Source organism: Shewanella sp. POL2, assembly GCF_000282755.1.
In the GTDB taxonomy this organism is placed as follows: domain Bacteria; phylum Pseudomonadota; class Gammaproteobacteria; order Enterobacterales; family Shewanellaceae; genus Shewanella; species Shewanella xiamenensis.
On record NZ_AKZL01000109.1, the window covers coordinates 1 to 12,858 of the forward strand.

At 44.5% G+C, this 12,858-nt stretch carries 13 protein-coding genes and 1 CRISPR repeat array; of the genes, 5 read left to right on the forward strand and 8 right to left on the reverse strand.

What is annotated here, in order from left to right; all coding sequences use genetic code 11:
• Window positions 1-31: 31 nt before the first annotated feature.
• Window positions 32-359: a CRISPR direct-repeat array (repeat unit 28 nt; unit sequence TTTCTAAGCTGCCTGTAAGGCAGTAAAC).
• A gap of 155 nt (window positions 360-514) precedes the next feature.
• The 8 genes from cas6f to SHEWPOL2_RS19630 all read right to left on the reverse strand — a co-directional run bounded on the left by cas6f (window position 515) and on the right by SHEWPOL2_RS19630 (window position 10,232).
• The gene (cas6f, locus tag SHEWPOL2_RS19595) at window positions 515-1,153 is read right to left on the reverse strand and encodes a type I-F CRISPR-associated endoribonuclease Cas6/Csy4 (protein WP_037430892.1); all 639 of its coding nucleotides are present in this window, start codon (window positions 1,151-1,153) and stop codon (window positions 515-517) included.
• Between the two features lie 9 nt (window positions 1,154-1,162).
• The gene (csy3, locus tag SHEWPOL2_RS19600) at window positions 1,163-2,149 is read right to left on the reverse strand and encodes a type I-F CRISPR-associated protein Csy3 (protein ID WP_037430894.1); all 987 of its coding nucleotides are present in this window, start codon (window positions 2,147-2,149) and stop codon (window positions 1,163-1,165) included.
• An 18-nt stretch (window positions 2,150-2,167) separates the two neighbouring features.
• Window positions 2,168-3,160, reverse strand: coding sequence for a type I-F CRISPR-associated protein Csy2 (csy2, locus tag SHEWPOL2_RS19605; RefSeq protein WP_037430895.1), 993 nt, complete (start codon window positions 3,158-3,160; stop codon window positions 2,168-2,170).
• A 1-nt stretch (window position 3,161) separates the two neighbouring features.
• Window positions 3,162-4,520: a type I-F CRISPR-associated protein Csy1 gene (gene csy1, locus SHEWPOL2_RS19610; protein WP_037430897.1), complete on the reverse strand. Its 1,359-nt coding sequence runs from the start codon at window positions 4,518-4,520 to the stop codon at window positions 3,162-3,164.
• Window positions 4,505-7,891, reverse strand: a complete 3,387-nt coding sequence (gene cas3f / locus SHEWPOL2_RS19615) for a type I-F CRISPR-associated helicase Cas3f (protein WP_037430898.1) — start codon at window positions 7,889-7,891, stop codon at window positions 4,505-4,507. The genes csy1 and cas3f overlap by 16 nt, the downstream gene beginning before the upstream one ends.
• Window positions 7,892-8,273: 382 nt before the next feature.
• On the reverse strand, window positions 8,274-9,239 hold the full coding sequence (gene cas1f, locus SHEWPOL2_RS19620; protein WP_037430900.1) for a type I-F CRISPR-associated endonuclease Cas1f: 966 nt from the start codon (window positions 9,237-9,239) through the stop codon (window positions 8,274-8,276).
• A 181-nt stretch (window positions 9,240-9,420) separates the two neighbouring features.
• On the reverse strand, window positions 9,421-9,756 hold the full coding sequence (locus SHEWPOL2_RS19625; protein ID WP_146193319.1) for a hypothetical protein: 336 nt from the start codon (window positions 9,754-9,756) through the stop codon (window positions 9,421-9,423).
• 278 nt (window positions 9,757-10,034) lie between these two features.
• The gene (locus tag SHEWPOL2_RS19630) at window positions 10,035-10,232 is read right to left on the reverse strand and encodes an AlpA family transcriptional regulator (RefSeq protein WP_037430910.1); all 198 of its coding nucleotides are present in this window, start codon (window positions 10,230-10,232) and stop codon (window positions 10,035-10,037) included.
• Window positions 10,233-10,363: 131 nt separating this feature from the next.
• Here SHEWPOL2_RS19630 and radC point away from each other — a divergent pair, with 131 nt between their 5' ends.
• The 5 genes from radC to SHEWPOL2_RS19655 form a co-directional block, all read left to right on the forward strand.
• Window positions 10,364-10,843: a DNA repair protein RadC gene (gene radC, locus SHEWPOL2_RS19635; protein ID WP_037430903.1), complete on the forward strand. Its 480-nt coding sequence runs from the start codon at window positions 10,364-10,366 to the stop codon at window positions 10,841-10,843.
• Between the two features lie 66 nt (window positions 10,844-10,909).
• Window positions 10,910-11,272: a hypothetical protein gene (locus SHEWPOL2_RS19640; RefSeq protein ID WP_037430905.1), complete on the forward strand. Its 363-nt coding sequence runs from the start codon at window positions 10,910-10,912 to the stop codon at window positions 11,270-11,272.
• 139 nt (window positions 11,273-11,411) lie between these two features.
• Window positions 11,412-11,768: a type IV toxin-antitoxin system YeeU family antitoxin gene (locus SHEWPOL2_RS19645; RefSeq protein ID WP_037430906.1), complete on the forward strand. Its 357-nt coding sequence runs from the start codon at window positions 11,412-11,414 to the stop codon at window positions 11,766-11,768.
• A gap of 246 nt (window positions 11,769-12,014) precedes the next feature.
• Window positions 12,015-12,428 carry a DUF2787 domain-containing protein gene (locus SHEWPOL2_RS19650; RefSeq protein ID WP_037422948.1) on the forward strand — a complete coding sequence of 138 codons (414 nt, stop codon included), beginning with the start codon at window positions 12,015-12,017 and terminating at the stop codon, window positions 12,426-12,428.
• A gap of 190 nt (window positions 12,429-12,618) precedes the next feature.
• On the forward strand, window positions 12,619-12,858 hold a 240-nt coding region (locus SHEWPOL2_RS19655), incomplete at its 3' end, for a DUF2787 family protein (protein ID WP_037430908.1).

Genomic DNA, 12,858 nt, shown 5'->3' on the forward strand with positions numbered 1-12,858 from the left:
TTAACCACAATGACCATGCCATTTGCATGGTTTTCTAAGCTGCCTGTAAGGCAGTAAACGCTACGGGTAAGCAGGTTGATGTGAGCATAATTTTCTAAGCTGCCTGTAAGGCAGTAAACTTCGCTTAAAGCGGTAGTGAGTAGCCAAGTGCTTTCTAAGCTGCCTGTAAGGCAGTAAACAGTGACGAGGCAATGGCCGTCAGTGGCAGTTATTTCTAAGCTGCCTGTAAGGCAGTAAACTCTCGGCAATAACGGCTATCAAGTCGCCAAGTTTTCTAAGCTGCCTGTAAGGCAGTAAACTTCGTGCGGCACAGGGCGTCCACCAGCGTATTTTTCTAAGCTGCCTGTAAGGCAGTAAACAATAGACTAAATCAATAAAAATAAGTTACAACAGGCAGTTAGGATAAAAATTACTTTTTTACCTTATTAAAAACCACCCATTGTAACTTATTGTATTTAAATTATATTTTTAAAGAGCAAAAAATAAAGGGTTAAAACTTACCTTTTCGTTCAATTTAAAAGTGCGGTACGGTAGCCAACATTGACTGTCCATTCGCTTTGCTACTCAAGCCATAGCAATCGAAGCTCCCATCTTGTGATGTGCTTTGCTGCTGCATCTGAATAAACAGCGGAAACTTGCTGTTTTTTTCTGGTGAGCGTTGCTTGGTTTGCTGGCTATGCAAGTAAATAAACGGCAAAGAGCACAATGTTGTCGGCTTGCTTTGTTGCAAATCCGCTAAACATTCCACCAGCGGTTTACCGGATTTTGCTGCCCATAGTGCGGCTTTTTGCTGCATATCCCGCTCTATTCGTTCGGGCGATTTCACCTGCTTGCGTACAAAGCTTACGTAAGTTACATCGCTTGGTACGGGTTTGATCCCTTTGATGTGCACATAGTCTTCTAACCGAGTTAGCCAGCGGTGGATATCCAACTTTTCCAATGTCGCTGGCTCTTTTGCAAAGAGACGCAACTTACTGCCAAGCGGAAACTGCGCTTGACGATAATCAGGAAAACCGACCGCAACGAGCGATTGATTGCTCGCCACCTTTTGCTCCACCAAAGCAATGTGCACTTGTTGAAAGACGTTTTGCCAAAGAAAGGCAAGAGGTATTTCTGCCTCTGGTAACAAGGTGATTTCTTGGTAGTAGTTCATGACAACTCCTTATTCACCAAACACACCACCGCGGATCAGCATCGCCATGACATAATGTTGCTGCTCCAACGATGGTGCTTTCCCTTTTAGTAGCCACGCATCTAACAAGTTATAAAAATCCGTTTTTTCCTTTGGCTGGCGATATGCTGCGCCACGATTCGTGACTGAGCCGTAAGGTTCTACGGCAATCGCGCCTATTTCATCAGCTTGCGGATGCCATGTATCAATGGTTCTTAGGGCATTGCCAATTTTTTGCGAGTGCATTGCTGCCTGACCGTCAAGTTGATATAAAAACTTGCTCTTATCACCTTTACCTCCCCCCATTACTAACTCTTGTGAAGGGAAAACCGCTTGACCTTGCCCTAATTGGCTATAAGCCTCGACTTTGATCAATGTATGACGCTCAATCAAACCTTGCTGGATAATTTGCGCTAGCTCGTTCAGTTTTTCACCGCTGTCAAAGTCTCTTAAACTAAACTCGTAGCTATCGAAGCTAAGTTGCTTTTCACCCACGCTCACGACAACTTTAACTTGCTCAGCGCCAACGCGATTACGCCATAAAAAGCGCCCATTCGCGATATTGTGAGCATAGCGCTTTGCCAGCTCTTTAAATTCCGTTTCTATTTGGTAGTGCTTTACGATCTCACCGAGTGCCGTTTGGTAAGCAGGGTCATTACAAGTAGACGGTACATGTAAACCACTTAATATACGTAGAGTGAAAACTAATTTAAGCGTGTCGCAATCATGGGGTAACGCGGCAACATCAACGGTTTGAGGGTTAGCGCTAGTGATCTTTTTATTCAAAGCGATAGGGTCATTACCTTTTACATTGCCATCTTTCCTGCTCGATATTGTACCTAGCACTGCTTTTTCTTTTACAAGTACTGGTTGCCAAGTATCTTTGTCTAAATTGCCCGCAAACATTAATGCATCAGAAGGAATTAATTTTGCTTCAAAGGCTAATACCGAAGGTGTTGTTAGTTTTACGTCTGCCATAGTTAAATCTCCATATTCTTAAAAATCATCTGGGTTAAATGCCGCTTCGCCGTTAATAAAGTCAGGCTCAATAATGGGTTGTATAAAGTTATTTGTGGTCGCAATGTACCAAGGGTGATTGTCCGCGTAATGCCATAGTGCAGTTTCGATGCTTTGCAGGCGGTGTACGCTTAGCCACTCCCCCACACTGTATGCTGTTTCAGCAAAAGTCACAGGTACAGTGTTGTCTCGGACGTTGGCCACTTCGCCAGATGTATATAAGGGAGAAATGGCACAATATCCTGTAGCAATTGGTACTAGATAGCCCGGCTTTGGCTTGGCTACATAACTCCATTGCGCTTTGATAGCTGTCGCCTCTATATCGCGATTATCTTCAACTTGTTCGGATTCAGTTTGACTGGCACGATAGGTTAACTGAGCAAAATCGCACCATGCATCGAATAAACAAGCATCATCTTGTTCCGCTTTTAATTGCTCATAGCGCTCAGCAAGATATTTATGGCGATCGATAAGCACAAACCCCGGCATTAAACGGCGCACTGCATAGGCTTGCTTTTCTTCGGTATTTAACAGCTCGCAAGATTCAAAGCCGAGTATTTGCCCACCTGCCAACCTTAAGGTTGGGATCAACTGATTAAGCTGAGCTTTAAGCTCGAATTCTGTGAGTGTGTCGCCTGCAACTAGCCCTTTGACTTCAACCAATAAAGACACTTGCATGTTCATGCGGCCTTCTTCATTAATCGGGGCCGTTTTACCTTGGTGAGTAAGCGGGTTACGTGTTAGTGCAAAAACAAAATCTCCCCACCCTTTGGGTTGACGAGCATGGACTTGATTTTTGTGACTCACTACCACGACACCACCTAAATGAACATTCAAGGTTGACGGTAACTTCCTAGAAAGGGCATGTGCGAAGCCTAAAAAGTTGGTGATTGCAGGAAAACCATAGGTAAGCCCTGCAATGGCATTAGCGTTTTGCACATTGAGCTTTTTGATTAATACATATTGGCTCATTTTATTGACCTCCCCATTTTGGCGTGTGCCGTTCAAACGCTTTTAACTGCTGAAAACACAATTTTTTGAAGTAGTGATGCTCATTGTCTCCTAGAATATAGGCATCTTTGTTTTCTAACTTTCTCAGCAACCAAGTGGCAAAGTCGTGGGCAACTTCCTCTAACCATTCACCTTTTTCGCGCTCTGTTTGAAACACCGGGTGACGATTAAATACATCAAGCCACAAACGATGTGCTTTTTTCATTTTGGCTGAAGGCTCTGTCGCCCAGCCTGTTATTTCGGTTTGATTTTGCAGTAAAGCTGCACGTTCAAACAGATTGTCTAATATGGGCTGTGTATACCAGAAGTCACGCTTGTAACGGGTTTTAAAGTTACGGTCACTCTCCTTTAAGTTGGCTAAAAACGCCTTAAACTCTTTAATGTGTTGCGCAGTTTGATAACTGAACTCACGGCTAAAAAAGCTAGTCTGTTGGGCTGGTGATGTGATTTGGGCCTGGTACGTAGGCGGCGCACAATTGAGTAAATAACACTTACTTCCTCGTTCACTTTTGCTGTTTAAAAGTGAAATGTTTTGAGGTTGTGAACCACCAAAATTCTGAATGGCAGTCGCGACAAAATTGACAGAATCTTGTGGATGATAATGCCCTTTTTTACGTGCTTCTTTTATTGCTTTAGCCTCATCACCAAAGCGGGTTTGAGTAATTGTTTTATGCAGTTTATGGGCAAGGGCTGAAGAGGTTAATGGCACTAATAAGTGATATGCCTGTGCAGCTTGCTTACCTTGCTTCACCGGGTAATACAGCTGCTTGGTTAAAGTATGCCCGGAGAGTTTTGCATCGCCCAGCGCTTCGTTAAAGCCCGATTGCCATTCGTTTAACAACCACTCATCTTGGGTAAACGGTTTTAAAGCACTAAGATGATTCTCTTGTAATTGTGTTACTAAACTTTCGCCTTTTACCTCTATCATTAACAATTTTGCCACATCATGAACCGCAGCATTACCTACAGCATCAATGGCTTTTGTTTGAAGGCAAGTTGTTGTTACGTAACTGCTATTCACCTCATACTGTGTCACTAATATACTGCTGGCTTTAGAGTCACTATGAGTAAACTTGGGAGCATGGGTCGCCAAGCTAATTTGTTTGGCACGTTTTGCGGCATCAGTTAACCAAGTTGCAGGGTTAAATGCCTCTTCAATCGGCGTTGCTTGTTCTGCATAATCGGCTTTAGCTTTTGCTATCTCAACCGGATCGTCGCTTTTGTCGAGCACTTTATTTAAGGCTTTTAAAAGTGGCTCTAGCTTAGTTTGCTTGCGTTGCTCAATATAATCGGCAATGGCATCGCTCAAGGTGTTGTCCATTTGTCTTCCTTCGTTGTTATATCCTGATAAATACCCAGTTGTGGGTGCCAACTCCAAGTAATAGATTGTTCATTTTGTTCTGCCCGCAAACTCACTTCGCCGAGTTGTTCACTGGCCCGTTGTAAGGTTGAATTAAGTGCATTAGCGTAATGCTGGTAAGTATCGAGCACACTGTGTGAAAACCACCAATGACACCCTTGTGCTAAAGGGGGGGTATCTTGTGTAAAACGCGTTTCTTTGCTGACGTAACAATACGGTTTTTTGCTGGTATCGAGTTGGCTCCAACATAGCGCCTCATCTTCGACGCGCAAAACAAACGCTTCTTGTGGCTGCGATTGTCTAAATTCCGTTTGGCGAATAAATTCGGCATTCCAGTGAGCATCATGTGGGTGAGTTGAGCGCCACCAAAGGTTGGCTTCTTTGTCGTTGCGGTAAAACTGCTTTTGGTAATTATCTCCGCCTATCTTTTCTAACGTAAATCTCAGCGCTCTATGCTCTTGTACCAAAAAGTTCGTCACTTTATTGGCTTGTTTATCAGTGCTGTGGGCGTCAAACATAAAATCTTCCCTCTTGAAATTTGGCTCAGTGATTCGCGATATCGCCGATATATTTTCAAGCTCCGTATCCAAATGATTGAGATCGTGCTCACCAAGGGGCAAGGCTTTACTTTCAAAGCCGGGGTCACAATAAGCGATTGATTCACCATTTAGAGCACGAATATTCTGATTTAGCACATACAAATTATTATCGCTTGGCACTTGCTGGCGGTGGCGTTGAATACGGCCTGCCAGTTGGATCAATGATCGCATTGAGCTTGGCTCAGCTATCGCCCAGTCATAATCGTGGTCACGTCCAACTTCTACTACCGACGTACCAATGACCACAAAAATTAAGTTATTTGCTTTGCTGGCTTTTAATGCCTTGTTAATTTCTGGCTGCTGCCAAAGATCACTCTCATTATGTCGTGACAATATATTATCGAGGCGTGTTTCTTTATAAGAGCGAAGTGCCAAAGGATATTGAGAATGGTACACACAATAATATATTTCATGATCTGGCATGGCTGGCATCGCAAGCAGGGCTTTGGCCGTGGCGACCATTGGATTAATGTTTGCCAGTCGCACTACCCCTAGCGACACCTTTTTACCGCATGGGCTTTGTATATGGTGCGCAGCGTGTAGTTGATGCATGTTTGTGTAAATCGTCTGAGCGACTTGTTGATACACGGAACTCGCTTTCGCAGGCTCTAGTTTAACAATCTGGCCTTTCCTCAACACTTTCTGCTGTTGTTGCAGTTTTACAATGCGCTTATCTACATAGATTTTGTGTTGCTCAAGGTAACTGTCTTTGTCACTGATTTCTTTGGTTGTGCTTGAAAATTCGTCAATCCATGCGCACACTACAGAGCCATTTTGATTACCGCCAAACTGCGCTTGATTAAACTGTTGTCTTCCACTTTGGTAGGCATCAAATAGATTTTTAATCAGTGCAGGTGGCAAGGTAGCCGATGACAATAGCACTCGAGAACCAAGCATCCCCGCCCAGTTAACCAAACGGCACAGTGCTGGTAAATCTTCTAAACCAAAGTCATCTGGCTCGTCGAGCACTAAATCGGAGGTCAACAAACGTAGCATAGGTGCGATCTGCTTACCGCCACGCTTACTTTCAGTCGCTGGCATTAAATGATCTATCGTGCTGACAACAACAGGAGCACTAACTAGCTGCTCTAGCTTGGAGCTACTACTTAGCCAATGCTTGAGCCGACCATCGTAAATTTGACCTTGGTAGCTAACATAAAGGTCAGCGAATAAGTCATCCGCCGATTCACTCCCAGACCCAACGATTTCTTGTTCTTTGCTTAACTGATGAAGAGTTTTTACCGCTTGAGAGCCAACAAGTACCGCCAACTCATCATCGCCTAATTTTAAAAGATCTCTGTAGGCATCTCCCGTTTGTAAAGTGAGCGTTCTCAATCCTAATGCTACTGAAAATCGGCAGCCCTCCCTTTCGTCAGCCAAAGCGTACATGATACGAGCATTTGCAATGGTTTTACCGCAGCCAGTTGACGCCATATTGACTCCAAAAAAACCTCTTTTTTCGGATTCTTTTGCAACCGTTTTAATTTCGCCAAACGCTTTATCTTGCCAACGATACTTTGCTTGATCGGCACTTTTAGTAAACAACCTGTGTTGCGTAATAGCGGGCAAAGTCATTTTAAGCGCTGGTAAATTTTGAATAAAACGCAGCGCATTAGACGCTACGCCAATGTTGTGTTCATCAAGCCGTTGCTTCGCCGTACTTTTTTCCGAACTTACTGTTTTATCTGTGTTTGCAATAGGTTGGTAATTTATGTCACGCCATGCCGTTTTACATTTTTCAATAGGCAATGATGAATAATAGTGGTCTGCCAGCATCAAACTCATTCGCGCAATATGGGCAACAAAGCTTTGGCCTAACCAATCTGAGTTCTTAGCGCTAAAAATCGGATTTTTTAGTGCTCTTATCGCCAGTTTTTGTGCCTTATTTTGCCAAGTGCGGCTTAATAAAGGTGTGCCAAATTTAAACAGCCAGTTTTGCGTAACCGCTTCTGCACTATAAACATTTAAATCAAGAGCATTGGCTGAATTCCAATGGCTGGAAGCGCATGTGTTTAACCATTGATCCATTTGTTCTATTCGTGATTCGCAACGGTGATCTAAGGGCAGTCTGTGGTGTGACACCACTAACCAAGCGACAAGCTTTGCCAAAGGCGATAAATGCTCAAACACACGTTGTTGCTTTTGGTAATCCTTGCACAGGTTTCTGAGCATAGATTGCTCTAACTCTGCCGCTTTTGTAGCAGAAAGTGTTGCCAATTCTGTGAGCCAAGCTTCATCTGCTTTACCTTTGACAAGGGCTTCAAATAACCTCAGTGATACCCATTCATGGCGATAAGGTTCACCTTTTTGCTTGGTTTTTCCAGCTAGTTTAGCTTGAAATAAGTTGTTGGCTTTACCGAAGTCATGAAACAAACCCGCTATGCTTGCTGCCAGCAATATCACTTCATTCAACTGCCACCCTTGTTCCCATTCTTTGTGTTCAAGATTTAGCGCAGTTGTATTGACTGGCACCACACCTTCCAAATTAAATTTTTTTTTATTCCCCACCACCCATAAAAACTGGCTGCGCGAACGGGAACGAATCCAGTGGCAGCTGACGGCGGTGCTGCGGCTGGCGGTTTGACGCAGCATTCTTTTCACCGTTAACAATCCCTCTTCGGTGATCAGGGTTTGCCAGGTGTTATCGCCAATCCGGTTGGCGAAAGCATCCAGTACGCGACGGGTTTTCTTAAGCGCGTTTTTTTCACACTGAGAAACAAAGGTGACCATCATATTGTTAGTCCAAAATCAATATAGCAATCGCTTAATTTCATTAATAATTTTTAGTAACATTAAAAAAGTTGCAGTGTTCTCCGGCTTTGACATCATGTCCTTTAGCCAGAGAGATAATATCCATAAGCAATTCTTTATGTAGCAATAAATACTGATCAATCTTTTCATCAAAACACCACACGTTTCAATGTTCACAAAATATACAATACATGAACCCCACAAAAGATCAACCTAATAAGTACTAACATAGACTCAAGAAAAACTTGTCTTTATCGTAATAGGTAGCTACCATCCTTTCACTGCGTTATAGCAGCTTAGAAATAATATGTACTCACATTCATGTTCACTGCCATGCAGGTAGCAAGTGCGGCGCTAAGCCGCACTATTCTTTTCTCTTTTCCAGCGCAACCTTTTTTACTGTGTCAAACATAAAGTCGAGGGCTTTGTGCTCAATGAAGGCTTGCAGAATTTGTTGGCGAAACTCTTGTTCGCTGGCGTTCTCTTTGGCGCAAACAAAAGCCCACGGCAGCACAATGGCATCTTTGATTAAGTCCGCGACATCAAATACCAAAGCGCCTCGGCGGGTTTTGCCATGCATGACAGCAAAGCCGTGCGGAATACCAAGCACCCACAGGCAGCTTGCCGCAAGCCCATAGGCTAAATAGTTGCCGTGATTGAGAAAATCGTTGGCTTTGTCGGTGCATTTTTTATCCGGCTGATGCTGACGCGTAAAGCCTTCTTTGCCTGTGTTATTGGCGGCGTACTTGTACAGGGCTTTAGTGAGCAGCGCTTCCGTGAGGAGCAGGTCGGCTGGTTTACTCGCGGCTTCAGTACGTTGGTGAAAGGTATCAAGGGATTGCTTTATTACTTCATCTTGTAGATTAAATTTCTCAAGCGTTAATTCTCGGTCTGATCGCCAAACGCGCTGCAAGTAATCAATCCGTGCGTTTTGAAATTGTTTGGCGGCGGCCAAGCGCTTTTCATCATCAAACCAGAATGAGAGCCAGCCTTGTAAGTATTCTGTTGGGCGATATTCGCTCTGAGGCGTGAACCATTCCACCTCGCAAGCCATGTGCAGTGGCGTACCGCCGCCGCCACAAAACCCCACCAATACGCCAGCCTGTGAGAGCATGCGCATGGCGGCTTGAGTAATTGAAGTACCGTTGCCGAGCATGAGTACGGTGGTGTTGGCAATCGGAATATTGAAGTAGAGGTTTTCTTTATCGGCTTCGGTCAAATAGAGCACACGGCCATCTTTTTGCATCACACGGCAATATTCCAAGTAATACATGTTGGCGCGCTTTGAGTGCAGAATTGTTTTTAGATCAGAAGGTGAAAAATCATCCATAAAAAACCTTACTATGCTCTCCGTTTCAAATACATACTACATTCATAAACGCTTACTCACCATAACCTTGTTGTGACACCTACGTCATATTTAGCAACTAAATCATCTCTAAACGGATATTCATAATCGCTAATTCCATTTAAGACTTAACTTATTAAGTAGTGCATTCAAACTCTTTAAGTTAACAATCTCTTGCTTCTATCCTTTCTAAAATCCACTCCTGCACTTCACTTTCTACCCGTGTAGCAGTTCGACTACAAAGTGAGACGGCCTTGGGCGGAAAAGTGGCTGTGTATAAGCTGTCTAGCTGTATCCCTAGCGTATCAAGAAAACCTGCAAAGGTTTTCTTGATAGTTGATTTGGCGATGTAAATACGTTTTCTTTGTCGTTTAAAAATTGCAGTTAAACGCTTTGAGGATGAATGACTAAGGAATTGATGCATCCCTCCTTTAAGTTGAGCATCAGGGCGACAGACAAGCGCATCCCAGTGAGGGCGATGCGCTTGTCTATATGTCAAGTTATTGCCCTGCTTGAATAGCCTTTGTCATTCAAGTACTTAATATGGAAGTGTTATTACAACAGTCTAAGTAAACTTTGACTTTTGTCCTACCCTAGCTTTTTCGGTCGTTCCCTTGGTTTAGTTAGGTTATTTTTAGTTATTACATATAGAGGGGCGCAGCCAAGAAAAAGCATTTCAATCTAGAAATGGGGGACATTCTTAGCCTTCGAAGGCAGGAAGTTGTAAGGGATAGCCTGAACTTAATGAATGCGCAGTAAAACAAGTGTCGGTTTGTATTAAACGGCGGTACGTTGAATATCACGTTCCTCTATCCTTTCTAAAATCCAGTCTTGCACCTCACTCTCAACCCAAGCGGCAGCTCGGCTACCGAGTGACACAGGTCTGGGGAATGTTCCTTCTGCGATATACTTGTAGATAGTAGAACGTGCTAGACCTGTGTAATCCATAACTTTAGTAAGGCGAATTAGTTTCATGATGAGTTTCTCGGTTATTGTCTCATTACATATGTCCTTCCAGTAATTTTTAACTTTTTCCCTATTTCCAAATCTTTTCAGATATATATCACCTCTGTGCATATACCGATTTAGCAACCTTTGGAGGCGCTATGCACAAAGTGATCACCCTACCCAGCAATAGCTGGTCACAAACCTCATCGCAAATCTTAGAAACCGCAGCAGGTATCGTCGCAGAGCGCTTTGTGCGAGGCGATGCCTTTTGTAACCCGCAAGCAACTATGGATTTTCTGCGCTTTAAGCTCCACCAGCATCAACGTGAAGTGTTTGCGGTGATGATGCTCGACAGTCAGCACCGACTGATTGAATACAACGAGATGTTCTTTGGCACAATTGACAGTGCAAGTGTTTATCCGCGAGAAGTGGTTAAAGCCGTTTTGCTATGTAATGCTGCCGCAGTAATTCTCGCCCACAACCATCCTTCCGGATGCGCCGAACCCTCAAGCGCAGATAGACGGATCACCGAGCGCCTTATTGCGGCACTGGCCACCATCGATGTACCGGTCTTGGATCACATAGTTGTCGCCGATACCTGTGTGTCATTCGCCGAGCGTGGCTGGCTATCTAATTAACCGCTCTTATTAATAGCGGCATAAGGAGCTCCCGGAGTGGGAGCCCTTTATACGTGGGAGTCCATCATGATTGAATTTACCGATAGCTTTTCACAGGCCTGCGTTGCCGAAGCCTGCACCGCGTTTCCTGAACTGCGTAACCGCTTAGCGGTTGAACTCATTTTGCCGATGTTTGTCCGTCCACTTAATGCCATGGGCCAAGTGATTGGCAAGCCGATTGTGGCACCGAATCCCAAGCTGCATAAAACCGTATTGAGTGTGTTTCACCGTGATGTGGTTGAACACTTGCCCAAGGAGATCAGCTTTTGCCGCTATGTTTGCCCCTGCGATAGTTATGGTGTGCCAACAGGTGAATGGCAAAGGGTGATCAACGGCGTGTACTTTAACCATGGCAGTAATGAACAGCCTAATTGGAGTGTGCATACCTAAAGACCGTTATCTGTCATCACCCACTCCACTAGTCAGCCGTATTAAGCACTTTTACTAGCACTGGTATTTATCACCGCTCTAGCTAGTCCGCTAATAAGCAACCAATTCCCTAAAGTTCTATTCAACCATTGAGGTCACTATGACAACCCTAAAACTTTTCGATATTGAGCACGCCTGGGGCCTGCCCCGTAAAGTGTCCCCCCGCTTTGGTGCAAGGCTGATTTTACGCGGCCTGCATTTGGATTATCTCCATGACCGCGCAAGCTTTGTCGGTGAATTTCCACCAGCCATTAAACAACAATTTGTCGAGGCCTTTCCCGCTATGGTTAAGCAGCTTGAGCGGCTGGTGGCCACCGGCAAGATTGATGCCACCAAGCAGCACTGCGTGAGCATTGAACTCGCTGGCTTTACCTGTGAGGCCGACACACTTGGTAGTCACGGTTATTTGTATATTGCGATTTATCAAACCGAAACTAAACCAAAGCTAAGCCACTGAGCCACTGACCACCAGCAACTTCGCCCTGACTCAATAACCCATTCATTATCGTAAGCCAGTACTAATCCGTTAAACATAACCACCAAACTTTAATCTCCCAGCTCAAAAACCTTAGCAAGTAGCCCATAGCGACTCACGTTAAACCGCTCGACCAACAACTGTTTTCAAACCGCATAGACAACAAGAGCCAAGGCGCAGTTACGCCTTGGCTCTTGCGTATGCCCGTTTTTAAATAAGGAATATTCCATGACATTAACTATCAAGCGTAACCAACTGCCAGCGATGCCCGATCGTTTTTACCAAGTGATTGAAAAGGAACTGGCTGAAGTCACACCAAAAGACGCCAACGCTATCACTCTTAATTTTCGCGATCCTGATTACAGCGCCGAAGCGGGTGGCTTTCATCCCGTCGAAGTCAGGCTTGAGAAACAACAAGATCACTGGCGTTTAGTCTACGTCACCGACTTTGCTTTTCGCGGTCATCCCTTCCCTGAACTGGTTAAAGATATCGATATCTGCTTTAACAGCAAGCAGGTCTATAGCCTGTTTAGCGGCTGGATTGGGGAACGGGAATCACAGGGGCTGATTAAGTTGTTTAGCGATAACTTTGTTAGTTACTACCAGATGGAAGTCTATCAAGTGGAAGTGAGTTTGGATTAACTAGCCTCACCGTCATTTCACGCGAGCATCCTAATCCTATCTATCGGTTTCAGTTCTATCGCAATCAAAGAGCTAAACCCATCACACCCGCGCCCTTGTAACCTAAATCATTACGGCAAGCCTCTGTCGTTAACAACCTACCCTGCCCACAACGCCTGTCGTTCGCGGGCTTTTTGTTTTGGAGTCCACCATGAAAATACATCGCGAAACCATCCTGCCACTGCCAGAGCCTTTTTATGAATTATTAGAACGGCAACTGGCCGCGCTCAATCACCCTGACCTCAACAGCGTCACTTTTAACTACCGCGATCCCGATTACAACGCAGAGAGCGGCGGTTATCACCCCGTCGAAATCAATCTCTACCGCCAGGGGGATTGCTGGTATCTCAATTACTTCACCGACTTTGCTTACTGCGGCGGGCCCTTTCCA